General features: G+C 34.3%; 16 protein-coding genes. 11 read left to right on the top strand and 5 right to left on the bottom strand.

What is annotated here, in order from left to right; genetic code table 11:
- The first annotated feature begins 13 nt into the window (after positions 1–13).
- On the top strand, positions 14–745 hold the full coding sequence (locus HYY69_04685; GenBank protein MBI3032746.1) for a sulfite exporter TauE/SafE family protein: 732 nt from the start codon (positions 14–16) through the stop codon (positions 743–745).
- A 10-nt stretch (positions 746–755) separates the two neighbouring features.
- On the opposite strand, the gene HYY69_04680 is transcribed toward HYY69_04685, so the two are convergent.
- The 3 genes from HYY69_04680 to HYY69_04670 form a co-directional block, all read right to left on the bottom strand.
- On the bottom strand, positions 756–1,238 hold the full coding sequence (locus HYY69_04680; GenBank protein MBI3032745.1) for a prolyl-tRNA synthetase associated domain-containing protein: 483 nt from the start codon (positions 1,236–1,238) through the stop codon (positions 756–758).
- Positions 1,239–1,443: 205 nt separating this feature from the next.
- Positions 1,444–2,544: a radical SAM protein gene (locus HYY69_04675; protein MBI3032744.1), complete on the bottom strand. Its 1,101-nt coding sequence runs from the start codon at positions 2,542–2,544 to the stop codon at positions 1,444–1,446.
- Between the two features lie 87 nt (positions 2,545–2,631).
- Positions 2,632–2,808 carry a hypothetical protein gene (locus tag HYY69_04670; GenBank protein ID MBI3032743.1) on the bottom strand — a complete coding sequence of 59 codons (177 nt, stop codon included), beginning with the start codon at positions 2,806–2,808 and terminating at the stop codon, positions 2,632–2,634.
- Between the two features lie 269 nt (positions 2,809–3,077).
- Here HYY69_04670 and HYY69_04665 point away from each other — a divergent pair, with 269 nt between their 5' ends.
- Together HYY69_04665 and HYY69_04660 are read left to right on the top strand one after the other, a co-directional pair.
- Positions 3,078–3,662 (top strand): HAD-IC family P-type ATPase, encoded by a 585-nt coding sequence (locus HYY69_04665; protein ID MBI3032742.1) that lies wholly within the window; start codon positions 3,078–3,080, stop codon positions 3,660–3,662.
- Positions 3,607–5,655 (top strand): cation-translocating P-type ATPase, encoded by a 2,049-nt coding sequence (locus HYY69_04660; protein MBI3032741.1) that lies wholly within the window; start codon positions 3,607–3,609, stop codon positions 5,653–5,655. The genes HYY69_04665 and HYY69_04660 overlap by 56 nt, the downstream gene beginning before the upstream one ends.
- Here HYY69_04660 and HYY69_04655 read toward each other — a convergent pair.
- Positions 5,643–6,566: a hypothetical protein gene (locus HYY69_04655; GenBank protein MBI3032740.1), complete on the bottom strand. Its 924-nt coding sequence runs from the start codon at positions 6,564–6,566 to the stop codon at positions 5,643–5,645. The two genes, HYY69_04660 and HYY69_04655, sit on opposite strands and share 13 nt — an antisense overlap.
- A 131-nt stretch (positions 6,567–6,697) precedes the next feature.
- Here HYY69_04655 and gyrB point away from each other — a divergent pair, with 131 nt between their 5' ends.
- The 3 genes from gyrB (at position 6,698) to HYY69_04640 (ending at position 10,464) form a co-directional block, all read left to right on the top strand.
- Positions 6,698–9,148: a DNA topoisomerase (ATP-hydrolyzing) subunit B gene (gene gyrB, locus HYY69_04650; protein ID MBI3032739.1), complete on the top strand. Its 2,451-nt coding sequence runs from the start codon at positions 6,698–6,700 to the stop codon at positions 9,146–9,148.
- A 230-nt stretch (positions 9,149–9,378) separates the two neighbouring features.
- Complete coding sequence (locus HYY69_04645) at positions 9,379–9,594, top strand: hypothetical protein (GenBank protein MBI3032738.1); 216 nt, start codon at positions 9,379–9,381, stop codon at positions 9,592–9,594.
- Between the two features lie 63 nt (positions 9,595–9,657).
- Positions 9,658–10,464, top strand: a complete 807-nt coding sequence (locus HYY69_04640; protein ID MBI3032737.1) for a hypothetical protein — start codon at positions 9,658–9,660, stop codon at positions 10,462–10,464.
- A 91-nt stretch (positions 10,465–10,555) separates the two neighbouring features.
- Here the strand turns inward: HYY69_04640 and HYY69_04635 are convergent, their stop codons facing one another.
- Complete coding sequence (locus HYY69_04635) at positions 10,556–13,057, bottom strand: PH domain-containing protein (protein ID MBI3032736.1); 2,502 nt, start codon at positions 13,055–13,057, stop codon at positions 10,556–10,558.
- A gap of 325 nt (positions 13,058–13,382) precedes the next feature.
- Between HYY69_04635 and HYY69_04630 the strand changes: the two genes are divergently transcribed.
- The 5 genes from HYY69_04630 to HYY69_04610 all read left to right on the top strand — a co-directional run bounded on the left by HYY69_04630 (position 13,383) and on the right by HYY69_04610 (position 16,967).
- Positions 13,383–14,747: a hypothetical protein gene (locus HYY69_04630; GenBank protein ID MBI3032735.1), complete on the top strand. Its 1,365-nt coding sequence runs from the start codon at positions 13,383–13,385 to the stop codon at positions 14,745–14,747.
- A gap of 132 nt (positions 14,748–14,879) precedes the next feature.
- On the top strand, positions 14,880–15,491 hold the full coding sequence (locus tag HYY69_04625; GenBank protein MBI3032734.1) for a CTP-dependent riboflavin kinase: 612 nt from the start codon (positions 14,880–14,882) through the stop codon (positions 15,489–15,491).
- A gap of 178 nt (positions 15,492–15,669) precedes the next feature.
- A complete protein-coding gene (locus HYY69_04620) occupies positions 15,670–16,182 on the top strand; it encodes a riboflavin synthase (protein MBI3032733.1) in 513 nt (170 codons plus the stop codon).
- Positions 16,172–16,618, top strand: a complete 447-nt coding sequence (gene ribH, locus HYY69_04615) for a 6,7-dimethyl-8-ribityllumazine synthase (GenBank protein MBI3032732.1) — start codon at positions 16,172–16,174, stop codon at positions 16,616–16,618. The genes HYY69_04620 and ribH overlap by 11 nt, the downstream gene beginning before the upstream one ends.
- A gap of 187 nt (positions 16,619–16,805) precedes the next feature.
- Positions 16,806–16,967, top strand: a complete 162-nt coding sequence (locus HYY69_04610) for a hypothetical protein (protein ID MBI3032731.1) — start codon at positions 16,806–16,808, stop codon at positions 16,965–16,967.
- Positions 16,968–17,288 lie beyond the last annotated feature (321 nt).

The raw sequence follows: 17,288 nt of genomic DNA, 5'->3' as shown, positions 1-17,288 counted from the left end.
AATTATATAAGACATGGTAAGTATGCTATTATTCATAGGGGCATTGTTTGCAGGAATTGCTGGAACTATAGCGGGATTTGGATCATCAACTATTTTCTTGCCGATTGCATTGTTTTTCTTTGAATTCAAAACAGCGCTTGTCTTTGTTGCAGTGTTTCATATTGCAGGGAATTTGGGAAGAATTACTTTTTTTAGAAAAGCCCTTGACAAAAAATTGCTGTTCTGGTTTGGAATACCAAGTGTAATTCTAACCTTACTTGGAGCTTTTTCAGTTAATTATTTTTCTCCTCAGATTTTAAAGATGATATTGGGTTTATTTCTACTCTGCTTTGTAGTAATCTCATTCAGAACAAAAAAGCTTTCATTAAAACCAACAGTCATCAATAATATTTATGGCGGTTCTTTTTCAGGATTCTTTGCAGGACTTATAGGCACAGGAGGGGCAATACGAGGAGCATTTCTCGCATCATATAACCTTGAAAAGTCTTTATACATCGCAACAGCTGCGGCAATTGCGCTTGCAGTAGATGCAACAAGGCTTCCAGTTTATTTAAGCAGTGGATTTTTGCCTTCAGAGTTTTATGGAATTATTCCTCTCCTCGTTGTAATCGCCGTTATTGGGTCTTATATAGGTAAAAAGATTGTTGCAAAAATTCCTCAAGATAAATTTAGAATAATAGTTTTGTTATCAATTGCAGCAGTCAGCATTAAATTTATTTATGACGGAATACTCTTTTTCAGTTAAGCAAGGAAAGTTAAAATAAAATTACCGTGTAAATATGCTTCAATGTTTTAATAAACTTCTGAAACATCTCCTTGCTTAATTCCAATGTTTCAGTATTGATATTAGGATGAAAACTAACAATGTCTGCTTCCCAAACTTCTTGGTCAATATACACTTCTGTTTTCAGTTCGGTGTCGTTCAATAATCCAAATGGACTAACAGCACCTTTTGTTAACTTCAGAATATCCATTAATTGATTTTCATCTCCAAACATTATTTTCTTACTGCCGAGCATTTTCTCAAATTTTTTAAAATCCATTTTCTTAGCAGCAGGAAGAATAACAAGATAGCATTGATGGGTATATTTATCTTTAAGAAAAAGATTTTTGCATGCTAATCCAGGAATATGTTTACAATGTTCTTCTGCTTCAGCACAGGTAAATACAGCTTTATGAGTATGGAGTTTGTATGCAATATGATGTTTCTCTAACAAACCAATAACTTCTAGTGTCATAATTATGAGAAAAAAGAGTTGTTTAAATAGTTGATCATAACAACAGCAGTGTAGAAAATGTAGTTTTTGGTGCCACCCTTGTGATTATCCTTCAAATTAATATGTGGGAAAAAAGGAAATTCCAATAGGAATTTTTTCCTTCTTATAAACAAGTGAGATAATCACGGCACCAAAACCGAGGCTATGCCGAGATTTTCTACACTGCCTATAACAACACTAACATATGCTCTCGGAAGAAATTCATTTCTTTAGGAAATTTATTAATTTTTTGAAGTGTTTGCTTGTAAGCTTTGCTGAGCTTTATCACCTGTTCATGCGATAATCCTTGAGAAAGTTTATAGGTAATTTTCGGCTCAAGAATAGTTCTTTGTTCAGTTATTATTTGGGTGATGCCATATTGCTCAGGCTTGTTAAACATCGGCGCATCTTTTTGCAAACCAAAAATTGTTGGCGAGATTAAGTCAATACTTTTTTCATGCGCCTTTAAAAAATCAATGGTTTCAATGAACTCTTCTTTTGTTTCAGTAGGAAACCCAAACATAATATAGGTTACATTAGTAATGCCAGCTTCTTTTGCATTGTTAATAACTAAACTAATATCTTTTTTATTAGTGCCTTTTTTCATCAGCTGCAAAATGCGATCACTTGCAGATTCAACACCCCATAAAATTGCCTTCAATCCTGCTTTTCTTAATGTTTCCAAGGTTGTTTTGTCTAAATCTTTTGTCGGACGCAGTTGGCACATCCAGATGATATTTAACGGCTTAAGTAATTCGGCAATTTCTAATAACCTGTTTTTTGGGATCATTTCATCAACAAGAAAGAAATATTTTTGTTGTGATTTGACAATAGTTTTCTTAATATCTTCCAAAGAGTGTTCTCTATATTGCGCATTGCCATGGTGGGTGCAGAAAGTACATTGTTTATAATAACAGCTATTTGATGTTTTTAAAGACAATACTGGAGAAAAAGTAAAATAATCTTCGAGATTATATATTGAAAAATCAAGGATTCTATTTGTCTTCAATGCATTATGATCTATGGAATATTTAAGTATAGTAAGTATATATTCCAAAAACACAACTTCATTACTGCACGTAACATCTGCAATCCCTTTTAGTTTGTTATTAATGCATGGGCCGCCTATACCTGTTTTAATGCCTTGTTTTTTTAACTCTTTAAGCAAAGCATAGGCATAAAATGCTTGGCTCGAATAAACTATGCTGAATGCAACAACATCAGGCGCTTTACTTAAAATATAACGGAGAGATTCCTCTAGTAATTCAGGTTCTAAGTTATTAACCACTTTTTTATTGTTTTCTGCGTAGCATTGATTTGTTAATGCGAGAAATTGCTTAGTTTTTCCTGAATAAGTTTTTTTATCATATTTTTTTTAATAAGTATGATATTCTTGAAATTTCTTATTATGAAAAAAAATATTGAGATCTATCACACTTACGGTATATTCTTCTGGAAGATTATTTCGAAGAAACGTATGTAAATAAGTTATTGAATAAGGTGGAGCAGCAGGTGTGCAGAATGGTGGATAGACTAAAAGAACATTAATCATGTAGATAAACCTCCTACTTGTAGTAGCTAATCTTATTCTTTATATAAAATGATATAAAATATGGCTTCAGTGAAAATCTCGGCTCACGCCTCGGTTTTGGTGCCGTGATTATCCCACTTGTTGATAAGAAGGAAAAAATTCCTATTGGAATTTCCTTTTTTCTCGCTCATTAATTTGAAAGATAATCACCAGCATGGCACCAAAAACTACATTTTCACCGAAGCCATAAAATAGTTAACTTTTTTAAGAGTAAGTGCTATAAAAATGATATGGCTCAACATAGTTATTCTGCAAGGTTTTATAAGAAGTTTAATACTAAGGTTCGAGGCTTAAGCCAATCTGAAGTTCAAGCGCGGCAAAAACAATATGGTTATAACGAACTTAAAAGGACAACTGGTTTTAATGTATTGAGACTCTTTTTTCATCAGTTTAAAGACATGCTTATTATACTCTTAATTATCGCAGCATTTGTTGCTTGGCTTACCGGAGCTGGTTCAGATGCGTGGTTAATTCTGATTATAGTTTTGATTAATATTTGCATAGGATTTATACAGGAATTTAAAGCAGAAAAATCAATAGAAGCATTGAAAAAAATGGTTGCTTCAACCTGCCAAGTATTACGTGATGGAACTATCAGTGTACTATCTGTGCGTGATTTAGTTGTTGGAGATATTATCCTCCTTGAAGAAGGAACTAACATCCCTGCAGATGCTGTTATCTTGGAAGCAGTTAATGTCCATGTCAATGAAGCATCTTTGACAGGTGAATCACTCCCTCAATCTAAAATAGCTTATGGCGATGGCGAAGGAAAACAGTCTCTATGCTGGAACTTTGCTGCAATCCGGGCACCTTAAAGCTGTGATCACCAGTATAGGTATGAATACAGAACTTGGAAAGATTGCCCATATCACGACAAAAGTCTCTCTTGACGAGAGTCCTCTTCAGCAAGAATTAAATAAGATTGGCATGTTTATTGCTAAGGTTGCCGTAAGCATATCTTTATTAGTTATTGGTCATAGTTTATGGCAATCAGGATTTTCTCTTTCGGTCTTACATGAGGTATTTTTATTTTCCATTGCATTAGCAGTTGCTGTTGTTCCTGAAGGATTGCCTGCTACAGTTACTATTGCTTTAGCTATGGGTGTTAAAAAAATGGCAGCGCAAAATGCTATTATTCGAAAGCTTTCTTCTGTTGAAACGCTTGGCTGCACTACGGTTATTTGCACCGATAAAACAGGAACATTGACTAAAAATGAAATGACCGTTAAAGAAATTTTTGTTCCAGGAACAAAAAATAATTGTAACTACCGAGATATTTTACAGATATCGAGCCTGTGCAATAATGCTCAGTTTTCAGAGAATACTCTTGTTGGCGATCCGACTGAGCTTGCACTCCTTGTTGCTGCAGCAAAGAGCAATCTTAATGTTGATGTTCTTAAAAATACTTTTCAAAGGATCGATGAAATCTCTTTTACTTCTGAACGTAAAATCATGACTACTGTTCATAAAACTGTTAAAAAATATCTTTCTTATACTAAAGGCGCTCCCTATGAAGTTGTTGCTCATTGCACGCATATTAAAATAAATGGAAAGGTTAAAAAATTTACTTCTCAAGAGAAAAAGAAAATTCTTGAAGTAAATCATGCAATGGGTGATCGCGCTCTACGTGTTCTTGCATGCGCTTACAAATCATTGTCATCGTATAAACTAAGTGACAAAAAACAATTAGAGCAAAACATGATCTTTGTCGGTTTTGTAGGGATGATTGATCCGCCGCGTTCTGAGGTCAAAGAAGCCATACGATTATGTAAAACTGCAGGAATCACCGTAATCATGACAACTGGCGATCAAAAGACAACAGCATCTGCCATAGCAAAAGAGGTTGGTATTATTGCTGGTGGAGATTCAGTGATTACAGGGGATGAACTCTTAACCATGACTGATGAACAATTAAAAGATTCTTTGAAAACTGTTCGTGTGTTTGCTCATATTAATCCGCAACAAAAATTAAGGATAGTTACGCTGCTGCAAGAGCAAGGGCATATTGTTGCTATGACTGGAGATGGCGTTAATGATGCTCCTGCTTTGAAAAAGGCAGATATCGGTGTTGCTATGGGCAGAACAGGAACTGATGTCAGCAAAGAAGCTTCTAAAATGGTTTTGCTTGATGATTCCTTTTCAACTATCGTACATGCTGTTAAAGAAGGGAGAATAATCTATAATAACATTATCAAGTTTATACTCTACGTGTTTTCAGGAATAACTGCTGAGTTTTTTGTTGTAATGTTCTCGTTATTACCTGGTGTTGGGAATTTGTTGTCGGCAGTGCAGATATTATGGATTGATCTGGGAACAGAAGTATTGCCAGCGCTTGCTTTAAGCGTTGATCCTGTATCTCACGATATCATGAAAGAAAAACCAAGAGATAGAACAAAGTCAATTTTAGGGAAAGAAATATTAATCAGGATTCTTGCTAATAGCGTTGTTATTGCTCTCAGCGCTATCATACTCTATTCTTGGTTTTTATATCAAGGAATGCCTGAAAAAGCAGCTACTATTCCGTTTGTAACTATCATTGTTTGTCAAATGATTAATATATTTAATTGCCGTGATAGCAAACAGAGTATTTTTAATAAACATTTGCTTTCAAATAAATTCTTGCTTGGTGGAGTTATTATTTCAATACTTTCAACTATTATCATTATTTCAGTTCCACGTATTGCAGGTTATTTTCATGCAGTCCCATTAAGTTTTACTGATTGGAGTATTATTTTTGTTACTGGTTTAAGCATGATTATAGTGAATGAATTAGTCAAGTGGATAAGGAGAACATATTATCTCGTATAAATAGCATATTTTTGACCATCTTTTTGATATACAATTCTCATATCTTGAGGTGTTGTGCGTATACGCTGAAATAACTTCCTTACTCTTTTAACTACTTCTACTTTATCAACCACGCCTCGTAAGGTATATCCCCTCCCTCTTATTTTTGGTTGATGATTATTTTTTAATAGGTAGAGTTCATAGATATTTTGACCTTCAAAACTCTTTAATCTAATTTCACGAGGATTTTTCTCTAATTGTGCAGCTACTTCCTCATGTACTACTCCAGCACCATAATCAGCATTTTCTGGTCGTTGATAGCATCTTGATAATTCTTGACGTTCTTCTCTGGCAGAAGATGATTCACCAACAGGTTTTACGGTGGTTTTAACATATTTAACAAGAGCATTTGCGAATCTTTGGGGAGTAAATTGAACAACATTATCTGCTTCTTGTAAATATTCTCTCAACAAATGAGGTGCAGCTATTGAACTAGAAATAGACCCACGTAATACTCTATAATCTTCAAACTGGAGTGTTACCAGCTCTTCCCACCCACTTTTATCTTTGAAAATTAACATGAGAGATTCTCTAAGCAACCCGAGTTGATGCATTATAATAAATGGTATATCATCATACGATTTGGCATTTTTAAGAATTTCAGTAAGACGATCTGGTGTATAATATCCAGCAGCAGTTCTTAGTCCTTGTTCACCAATATCAACTGTATCAAATCCTCTTTGTAAAATTATTTCTACATCACCATTACTTATTATTGTTTCTAAGGTAATATGATGTTCCCTATGTATATCATCAGGAAAATAAGCTCTTTCACATTCTGAGAATGGTTTAACCTGTGTGTACCCTTCATCGTGAAGCCGTTCAACAAGATAATCTGTCCATAATTGCTGTGGTTTACGTTTCTGAAACATTTTACTTAAGGAAATTATTTTTTGTTTTTAAAACCAATGGTTATTTATCTTAGCTTATTATTTATTTTCAATATAGAAATTAATACGACTTTCATCACAAATTATATAAATAATCCACCTATTGGTTTGTTATGACTGACAGTTATAAAGCATCAAATATTCAGGTTTTAGAGGGTTTAGAGGCTGTTCGTAAAAGACCGGGAATGTATGTCGGAGATATTACTTCCAGAGGTTTGCATCACCTTGTCTATGAAGTTGTTGACAATTCAGTAGATGAAGCGCTCGCTGGTTATTGCACTGAGATTACGGTTATTATTCATGAAAATAATTCTGTTACGGTTATTGACAATGGAAGAGGAATCCCAACAGCAGATCATCCCCAATATAAGGTTTCTGCGCTGGAGTTAGTTATGACAAAATTGCATGCTGGCGGAAAATTTGACAAAACTAATTACAAAGTTTCCGGAGGTTTGCATGGTGTTGGTGTAAGTGTTGTTAATGCATTATCGAGTTTTCTCAAAGTAGTCGTATATCGTGACGGTAAGATTTGTGAAATGGAGTTTTCCAAAGGCAATGTTACAAAAAAAATAACTGAAGTAGGAACAACTGATAAAACTGGAACAACGGTTACCTTTTTGCCCGATGCTGCTATTTTTGAAGTCACTGTTTTCAGCTATGAAATTCTATCTTCTCGATTAAGAGAATTAGCATTTTTGAATAAAGGTATTAAAATTACTATTAAAGATGAACGTGACAATCAAGAGCAGGTATTTCAGTACGAAGGTGGCATTACCTCTTTTGTTGAGCATCTCAACAAAAACAAAATACCGGTGCATCAGCCTCTTTACTTTCACAGCGTTAAAGATGATGTTGAGGTGGAAATAGCTCTGCAGTACAATGAAGCTTACAATGAAAATGTTTTTTCTTTTGTCAATAACATCAATACCATTGAAGGCGGCACTCATTTAACAGGATTTAAAACTGCATTGACAAGAACCTTGAACACCTATGCAGAAAAACAAAACATGAAGGAAGCTGCTTTAACCAGCGAAGATGTTCGTGAAGGATTAAGCGCAGTAATCTCAGTTAAAGTTCCAGATCCTAAATTCGAAGGGCAAACAAAAACAAAATTGGGAAATTCAGAAGTGAAAGGTATTGTTGATTCTGTCTTAAGTTCTGAATTAGGGACATATCTTGAAGAGCATCCTCAAGTTGGTAAAACTATTATCATGAAAAGCATAAATGCTGCGCTTGCTCGGGAGGCTGCGCGAAAAGCGCGAGATTTGACGCGGCGTAAATCAGCTCTTGAATTTAGTTCTCTTCCGGGGAAACTAGCTGACTGCCAGGAGCGGGATCCTGCAAAATCTGAATTGTTTATTGTTGAGGGTGATTCTGCGGGCGGATGTTTTTCAGGCGATACTAAAGTTGCTCTTGTTGATGGAAGGAATGTAACTTTTAAGGAATTAGTAGTCGAATATAATCAAGGAAAAAGAAATTTTTGTTACACTATTAAACATGATGGAACTATAGGTATAGAAGAAATTAAGCATCCTCGGATTACTAAAAAAGATGCTGACGTTATTAAAGTTGTTCTTGACAATGAAGAAGAAATTATCTGCACTCCTGATCATAAATTTATGTTACGTAATGGGGAGTATAAAAAAGCAAGCCAATTAACTACGTTTGATTCGCTAATGCCTTTACGAAGACAATTATCAAAAATAGGAAAACGCATCACTATTAACGGCTATGAAATAAGAAAACAAACAAAAGATACATCAATACTTCGTTTCCAATCATTTAATGAACGATTTTTTGCAGGTGATGAAGAAGCAGCGAAAGAAGCAGTTATGAATTATAACCATAAAATAAAAAAGATTCAAGTTTTATCTGAGAAGATGGATGTTTATGACCTTGAAGTACCACATACGCATAACTTTGCATTGGCGTCAGGTATTTTTGTGCATAATAGCGCAAAACAAGGCCGCGACAGAAAATTCCAGGCAATTTTACCTTTAAAGGGTAAAATATTGAATGTTGAAAAATCACGTCTTAACAAAGTTATAACCAGCCAGGAAATAGTTGCAATTATTACTGTTCTCGGAACAAGTATTGGCGATGAATTTAATCTTGATAAATTACGCTACCATAAAATTATTATTATGACTGATGCAGATGTTGACGGCAGTCATATCTCCTGTTTGTTGTTAACATTCTTTTATAGGTACATGAAACCATTGATAGAAAAAGGCCATATTTACATAGCGCAGCCTCCTCTCTACAAAATTAAAAAAGGGAAAACGCTTGAGTATGTGTACAATGATCGTGAATTATTCACCAGGCTTAAAGAGCTTGGCAAAGATGGTATTGATCTTCAAAGATATAAAGGCTTAGGAGAAATGAATCCTCAGCAATTGTGGGATACAACATTGGATCCTGTTTTCAGAAAATTGAAAAAAGTAACTATTCAAGACGCTGTTTTGGCTGATGAAATGTTTACTGTTTTGATGGGCGATCAAGTAGAGCCAAGGAAAGATTTCATTGAGAAGCATGCATTGGAAGTCAAGAATTTGGATATTTAATATCATTGTTTTAAAAAGATATGCACTGAAGGGTGCCAATCAAAATGGACAAGAAACACTTAAGGTAATACACTTCAATCCTTCAGCAGCCATTTCCATGCAGGAACTAATTTATTTTTATCACAACATTTTATATATTAGCAATATATGAAAGTTTCTATTACTAATATACACTTGAATCATTAATTCAAAACATTTTAAAACTACAAAATAAATATTAGGATGATACTATGACAAAGCAATTATTATACAGAGGTCTTCAAGAATATGTTTTAGATTTATGTTCAAAAGGGAGAATTTCAATAGGGAAAGCTGCAGAAGTATTGGAACTTAGCATTTATGATATTCATAACTTAGCAGAAGAAAGAGAAATTGTTTTAAGCGCTTCTGAAGATCAAGTTAAAAAAAGTCAAGAGCTTTTGAGCAAATTAATAAAAAAGAAATGACGCTATCTTATTCAACTAACAGCAACAACAAACTTTAAAAACACCTCTTTGTTTTTCTTTGCTATGGTCACACCATTGCCAACAGAACAAGGAAAACAAGTGCTTTCTGAAGCTCAGCTCCAAGCTAAATATGATGAAATCAAAAAGCAATCAGAGCAAGATCCTAAAAATCCAAAATATCACGCTCAACTGGGTGAAGTAGCTGAACTATTAGGGAATGCTGACCAAGCGATTGATCATTATATTGACACTTTTGATAATGACAACAAGAATTTTATTGCAGCAGCCCGTATAGGAGAGCTGTTTATGCGTAAGAAAAAATATGATCTTGCGCTGCCGTATTTTGGAAAAGCATTAAAAATAAAACCAGATTTTATACCTGCATTATTCAGCTATGGATTACTGCAGGGAAAAACAAAACAATTTTCTCACGCCAAAAAATTATTTTTTAAAATCTTGCAGTTGCAGCCAGCCCATCAATCTGCTACTCATAATCTTTTTAAAATCTTATTTGATCAAAAACAATACGATGCTTGCGTTAAACTCCTTGATAAAGCACTGCAGATTCTTCCCCAAGATCAACAACTGCATGATGATTATGGCTTGCTTTCCATTAAAATGAACAATCCCATGAAAGCATTAGAGATGTTTACTCACGGAATTAACCTAAATATGAAAAGCAAAGAAAGTGTTCGTCTTTATGATCATTTATTTAATCTTCTTTTTGCGGTAAAACAATACCAAAAGGCAAAGGAATTAATTGATCAGGCACTAAAACATTTTCCAGATTATAGCTTGTTTGTTAGTTATTCTATGATGGTTGAAAAAACATTAGAATTTATTAATGAACAGAAAAAAGGGGAAACATAATTATTTTTTGAATTTCACTTCAAAAGCTGAACCGACACTAAAATCATAGAAGACTTATTACGTACCATGATTCTCTCAAAAGTTCCATAAGCTATTTCTTATAATACTTTTTCAACATCTCATAAAATTCTTTGTATTCAGGAATATTGCTTATAACCAATTCAGGAGCTGAGCTTCCTGCAGTGTTAACCGTAATATTTCCGTTCCTAAACAGCTTGTTAAGCATACCTTCATAGGTATTAATAAAATCAATTTTATCAAAGATAATAGATGTTTGTTTTTTGTAAATGATACCTGATTTTTCTACAACTCTGTATGATTCAATGGCATATGATTTAACTTTAACCGATATAATTACAAGAATCAATATAAAAAGATCAAACGCTATTATTAATCCTATTATTCCAGCAATAATCAGATCCCTTAACCCTTCTGCTTGCGGCACTAAAAACATTGCCGCTGAAATTCCAACCATCGTAATAATCGTCAAAAAGATTATTGTTTTTATCATGCTGTTTGCAATACTAGGTTTAACAAGCATTAGTGGTGTCTCTTTATGAGCATTAATATTTTGTTCTATCTTTTTTATTTGTTCAGATGAAGGATGTCTATCAAGTATAATATCTATCAATTCATCCTTGTCTTGAATGTTTGGCACATAATTAATGCTGAATCCGCTAGAAACAATAGTTTGGCTTTTTCCGGTGCTGACAAGCATTTCTCCTGCAACATTAAAATATGCTGTTCCATGGTTTGAACATGCATATTTTGTTATGGTTAAATCCTTAATATTAGGATAATGCGCATAAAAATGTTCTTTAACAATTAGTCCTTTTTTACAGTAAACATAATTCTTGAAAAATGAAAGCTTGGTGTCTTCATAATAAGCTTGAAGATACAATATTGTTGGTATAAGAGCAACAATCATAAGTATGGTTCCTATAAATACCAATGGACTCCAGAATAATCCGCTTATAATTGTTGCAGCAAAAATCAGCAGCCATACTATCGTTGAAAATAGTTTTGCCTTAATCATTTCACCAAAACTAAAATCCGCGGCAACCGAGTAAAGCAGCTGATCTTGTTGTATCCCTGTTTTTGCAAGAATATTTGGGATTAAATCTGGTGTTTTTTTGAGGTGTTTGAAAACAATGCTTCCTGAAGAGCCAATGGATCTGAATTCGACTTTAATAGTATCAAACCATTTGTCAATGATGCTTTCTCGTATTATAACTAACGTGATTTTATCTAAGCTAAATTCTTTATTTTTAATATGTATAAATTTAAACCGCTCTTCAATACTGTTTTGCTTGATATAATAAGAGGTGCCAACCATCTGAATAATTACACTAACAAGATAGATTCCCCAATAAATCAAGATTGGAAATAAAATGATAAATAAGGGTAGCACCATGAACACAGGAGCAATTGCCCGCACCGTATTCATCTTATATTCGCCAGTAAAATTAGTTGTCGTGATTTTATGGATTGCAGAACTGGTAGGACTGACTTTTGCTGCGCTTAATCTTGAGCTTGTTGCTATTTTCTGTGTTTTTTCCTCGGTCATTGCTGACATTCCTGAACTTGTTTCTTTAGTTCTTGCAAGAGAAGCATATTTTGCAATTAATGCATCAATGTTTTTCTCTAATTCTTGGCCATTTCTCATATTTTTGAACACGATTTCCTGGCCAGAACCTTGGCAGCTAATAATAACATCATACAATCCAAATATTCTATCAATAATGGTCTGATTAGTTTCAGAATCTGCAAGGTTTTCAACCGGCATAAACGCATAATGTTTGGTTAAAAATCCTTCAGTATAAATAATCATGTCCGTATAAATATAATATTTTCTTCTGATCAAATCAATGAAATGAAAAATAAGGTAGATTAACAGAATAATTAAAGCAATAACAAGTGCGCTTATAATCACTATAATATCAAAATTCACTTTTCCTGTTGCTTTTTTCAAGATAAGGATGCTTGCGCCAAACAACCATGACCCTGCAATAAAAAAACCAGCTACTATACCAATGCTTTGCTTGCCAACTTCAAAAAACGCTCCTAAGGTATCAGGTGATTCCTGCTGCAATAATTGCTTTCCTGTTAATCTAAAACCATTCTTCTGCATAAGGGTTGCAATTTGATTGTAAATCTTTTCTGGAGTGTCAATAGCATGCAAATAGATTTGCGTAGCAGCTGAGCCAGCGGATTGTATAAGAATATTGCCAGTCCCATACCATTTGCTTTCTATAAATGGCATGCTCATTTTGACATGGGTAATATTCTTGACGATTAATTCAGTCTGGTAGTTTGAGAATATTGAACCGCCTTTTTGAATAAGTCTATCTGAATATATAAGGTATTCTTCTTTGTTATAACGTAGGTGTCTATTGATTATGCTATACGTTTCTACTATCAGAAAAATCAGAATAAAAGGCAAAGGAGAAATTGTTTGGAGGAGAAAACTTGCAATACTAAAGAGAACAATGAATACAACTGCATTTATGATAAAACCTATGAGCAGTGGATAATAGATAAAGGCAGATTTATTTGGCTTGAAGCTAACTGGTTTCAATTCTGCTTTAGGCATGATCGGATTAATAAGCAGTTGTTTAAATAATTATTGGATGGTACGTATTAAGTCTTCTTCGGGTTTAGCGCCGGTTCAGCTTTTCAAGTTAGTTCAATTGGATTTTTCTCTCTATAAATATAATCCCGACTCCCTCAATAATATAAATCAAGGAGTCATAATTTGGCTTGCGTCTGGGATTATAAGACTTGCCTATCGGCAAGGAACTCCGAAAAATCCCCGATAAATATACGAGAGGAGCTTCACAAAAGTAGGCGCTAAACCACCAGACTTAATACGTACATTGGATGAAAAAATATATAAATCAAGTATTCTCAAAAAGAACATGGAATATAAAGCATATATTGCGTATGGTGTTTTAGCTGTTGTTATTGTTGCAATCATCTTCATAGGTGATTCTGGAACATCAAGTTCTGATAGTATTACTGGATTTGCAGCGAGAGATGTGAGAGAAGTATCAAGGGCACTTCCTGCATATGATACTAGTAAAAAACCTTCTCAAAAATTTTCTAATCCACAGGAGCTTGTCGAAGATCAGCCACTGCAAGGAAAAGTCAGTGGTACGGTATATGTCTATAGAGATACTGCATTTTTTAAAAATGCAGTTATGCCAGGGCAGAATGTTATTTTTGAATCTTCAGGATCTGATACTACAACTTTGCCAGGATATTTCGTTTCTATGTACTTTAAAACTAATTTAGCTATTTCAGATATTAATGTTGTTGTTCCAGGCGAGCCTGGAATAGGTGTAAAAACAGGTACGTTAAAGAAAGGAACAACTGAACAAGCAAAAGCTCTTGAAGATTCATTACCTCAATATGTTATTAACTGTTTAGGTAAAACAACCTGTGAATTTAAGCATTATTTGTTTCCAAGTAAATCTGTTTTAAGCAAATATGATGGGTTAGTTGGAAATGAACTTGAAATCAAGCAGTGGTATGGAGATATTTGCCAACCAGGTTTAACCTGTGCAACAGTTCCTTATGTTGATATCATAATCACTTTAAGCAATGGCGAAGTCAAAACTGCACATTTAGAGGCTAAAAATAGTTTTTATTATAGTTCAACTGACTGGGGGAATAAAGCTTCAGATTCTTCATGGAAGGAACTGATTAATAAAGGATTAATGAGTGAAGAGAGCAATTCCGCAGATCCTATGTTAGAAGGATGGTCAGGATTGTGTGACTGTAAAGATATTAAACCGAAAACTCCTCCACCTGCAAAAGTAGCTCCAGCGAAAGTTGCTCAAGATATTCTTTGTTCAGACACAGATGTCACTGATAAAAACTATAAATCATTTGAACCAGTAAGCAAGTATGGATATATTAATCCCTATGTGCAGGGAACTGTTTATGGTAAAAATGATTATGGAAAATGGGAAAAACTTACTGATGAATGTGTAAAAAATCAACCAACAAAAATTACTGAGTATTTCTGTGATTATGGTAAAAACATTATTCAAAAAGCAGGTGAAATTGATTGCCCTTCTGCTACGTATTGTAAAGATGGTGCCTGTGTGCCATTAAAATATACTGGTCCAATAGTTGCTCCTATGATTACTATACCTAGTGCAACGGTAACACCAGAAGGTCAAATATGTTTCCCAGCGCCAAATGATGGAACATTTACCTTTACGTATGATGAAGATAAAGGAAAAGCATATCTGGAATTAAATCCAAAGAAGAAATAATGTTTGTCTTTCTTTAGTTCTTATCTATACATAATACTCATTTCTGCTAACCATAACATTTATAAGTAGTTTACTATTCTTATCGTACTTAATATGGATACTTATAATGAAGAACTGCCACTATTATTATATATGGCATATAAGACAAAATTGCATGATGTCATTATTATGTCTACCTTGGAGTTAGGCAATGCTCTTGGCTTTTCCCAGCAGACAGCATCAAGAAAAATAAAAGAATTGGAAGAAAAGGGATTTTTAAATAAGGAATTAGTTGCAGAAGGGATGAAACTAAGCTTAACTCTGGAGGCAAAGCAATTATTAGAGCAAAATTATATCACCTTAAAATCATTATTTGGAACAGCATTAAAACAATGGACCGGCAAAGTTATTAGTGGTTTAGGAGAAGGGAGATATTATGTTCAAATTGAAGGTTACCAGAAACAGTTTAAAGAGAAACTCAATCTGACACCCTATCCAGGAACCTTGAATATTGAAGTTAATCCCGTGGAATTAAAAGAATTTTTCCAGACAAAAAATCAGATTATAATTGAAGGTTTTGTCACAAAAGAAAGAACCTTTGGCGGAATACTTTGCTATCCTATTAAAATAAACAAAAAACTGCCAGGTTATTTAATCAAACCATTGCGTTCTACTCATACGGAAAATATTATCGAAATCATTGCTCCGGTTTATTTGAGAGGTGAGTTTGAGTTAGAAGATGGAAGTGAGATAATAATAGAATAGGCTCTGGTGAAAATCTCGGCTAACGCCTCGGTTTTGGTGCCGTGATTATCTCACCTAAGTTTAACAAGGAAAAAATTCCTACTGGAACTTCCTTTTTTCCCACGTATTAATTGGAAGGATAATCACCAGCATGGCACCAAAAACTACATTTTCACCAGAGCCAATAAAAAGGTAAACAATGAAAACAACTGACATCAAAATCGGCATTGCAGATACAACCTTTTCAAGAGTTGATTATTTTCCTTTTGTAGAGCAAGCTCTCAAAGATGGCAAACAGCAATACACTCTTTCTTGCACCATAGAACGCTACACAGTTCCAGGGTTCAAAGATTTACCCATTGCCTGCAAAAAATTAATTGAAGAATATAATTGTGATATTGTTATTGCCTTAGGCATGGCAGGTCCTGAACCCATAGATAAACAATGCAGTCATGAAGCATCTCTTGGATTGCAACAAGTGCAACTTATGACTAACAAGCATATTTTAGAAGTTTTTGTCCATATAGATGAGGCATGTGTCAATGGAAAACTTGATGAAACTAAATTATACACTCTTTGTAAAAATAGGGCTTACAAACATACCTTGAATGCCCTCGCCTTATTACAAGGAAAAACTACCTTGACGCATCAAGCAGGTACTGGCAGAAGACAAGGAAGTGAAGATGCAGGTTCTATTCAACATGGTCATTAATAACAATAATATTGCAAACAATAATCCAACAAACATTGGTATTGTAGTAGGGGAATTTAATCAAGAGATCACTTTAGTAATGTTGGAAACAGCAAGAAAAACAGCGCAGTTGTTGAAATTAGAAGTTGCTAAAGTAATAACAGTACCTGGAATGTATGATGCGCCTCTTGCAGTGCAGCAACTCCTCGAAAGAAAAGATATTGCAGGAGTTGCAGTGCTTGGAGCTGTTATCCAAGGTGCTACAGATCATGATGTTCTTGTAGCACATTGCTGTGCTCAAGCTTGCACAGAATTAAGCTTAAAATATAAGAAACCAGTAACTCTTGGTGTTATTGGTCCAAAAGCAAGCTATGAAGCAGCAGATGCGAGAAAAGAAGAATATGGGCGAAGAGCAATAGCTGCTTTAGATGCTATGCTTCGTACTTTGAGTGCGTAATAAGTCTGGGGTTTTAGCGCCAATATTGTGAAGCTCTTCTTATAACCCGGTGGGGATTTTTCGGAGTTCCAGAGAGAAAAATCCAATTGATATACACTTCAAAAGCTGAACCGGCACTAAAACCTAATAAGACTTATTACGCACATAAAACGGAAAAAAATATAAGTATTGTCATCTATAAATTTGTATGTTTGACAAGAAAGGTAAAGTATTAAACTCCTTTGTTTTAAGAATGATTGGTGGTGTATTAGGTGCAGTAGGTTTTTTATTATTGGCTAATCGAATGACTATTGTGGGTACAGCATTAATAGGTATTGGATCATTATTTATCGCTGTTGGTGAGAATTGATGAAAGGCCTTGAATTTGTGGGTATTACTCTTGTTGGAGTAGCGATTGTATATGCATTTTATAAAAAGAGGGATAGGGTAGCTTTAGCTCTTATCATTGTATTATTGATAGTTCTTTATATGTTGGGATACTTGTGAAAGAATGGTTTATCGCGGCTCTGGTGAAAATGCAGTTTTAGCGCCAATATTGTGAAGCTCTCCTCAACTTCATTTTGGGGATTTTTCGGAGTTCCAGAGAGAAAAATCCAATCAAACTACACTTCAAAAGCTGAACCGGCGCTACCTGAATCCGAAGGATCTCAGGGATTAAAAATAGTGATTT

Source organism: Candidatus Woesearchaeota archaeon (assembly GCA_016192995.1).
Taxonomy (GTDB): Archaea; Nanobdellota; Nanobdellia; order Woesearchaeales; family DSVV01; genus JACPTB01.
The sequence above is the reverse complement of the archived record's forward strand: the minus strand, read 5'-3'. Positions and strand labels throughout refer to the sequence as shown.

Excerpts from the sequence above, each read along its gene's own strand:
- HYY69_04685 (MBI3032746.1), top strand. The coding sequence starts at position 14 with ATGGTAAGTATGCTATTATTCATAGGGGCATTGTTTGCAGGAATTGCT.
- HYY69_04680 (MBI3032745.1), bottom strand. The coding sequence starts at position 1,238 with ATGACACTAGAAGTTATTGGTTTGTTAGAGAAACATCATATTGCATAC.
- HYY69_04670 (MBI3032743.1), bottom strand. The coding sequence starts at position 2,808 with ATGATTAATGTTCTTTTAGTCTATCCACCATTCTGCACACCTGCTGCT.
- HYY69_04665 (MBI3032742.1), top strand. The coding sequence starts at position 3,078 with ATGGCTCAACATAGTTATTCTGCAAGGTTTTATAAGAAGTTTAATACT.
- HYY69_04660 (MBI3032741.1), top strand. The coding sequence starts at position 3,607 with ATGGCGAAGGAAAACAGTCTCTATGCTGGAACTTTGCTGCAATCCGGG.
- HYY69_04655 (MBI3032740.1), bottom strand. The coding sequence starts at position 6,566 with ATGTTTCAGAAACGTAAACCACAGCAATTATGGACAGATTATCTTGTT.
- gyrB (MBI3032739.1), top strand. The coding sequence starts at position 6,698 with ATGACTGACAGTTATAAAGCATCAAATATTCAGGTTTTAGAGGGTTTA.
- HYY69_04645 (MBI3032738.1), top strand. The coding sequence starts at position 9,379 with ATGACAAAGCAATTATTATACAGAGGTCTTCAAGAATATGTTTTAGAT.
- HYY69_04640 (MBI3032737.1), top strand. The coding sequence starts at position 9,658 with ATGGTCACACCATTGCCAACAGAACAAGGAAAACAAGTGCTTTCTGAA.
- HYY69_04635 (MBI3032736.1), bottom strand. The coding sequence starts at position 13,057 with ATGCCTAAAGCAGAATTGAAACCAGTTAGCTTCAAGCCAAATAAATCT.
- HYY69_04630 (MBI3032735.1), top strand. The coding sequence starts at position 13,383 with ATGGAATATAAAGCATATATTGCGTATGGTGTTTTAGCTGTTGTTATT.
- HYY69_04625 (MBI3032734.1), top strand. The coding sequence starts at position 14,880 with ATGGCATATAAGACAAAATTGCATGATGTCATTATTATGTCTACCTTG.
- HYY69_04620 (MBI3032733.1), top strand. The coding sequence starts at position 15,670 with ATGAAAACAACTGACATCAAAATCGGCATTGCAGATACAACCTTTTCA.
- ribH (MBI3032732.1), top strand. The coding sequence starts at position 16,172 with ATGGTCATTAATAACAATAATATTGCAAACAATAATCCAACAAACATT.
- HYY69_04610 (MBI3032731.1), top strand. The coding sequence starts at position 16,806 with ATGTTTGACAAGAAAGGTAAAGTATTAAACTCCTTTGTTTTAAGAATG.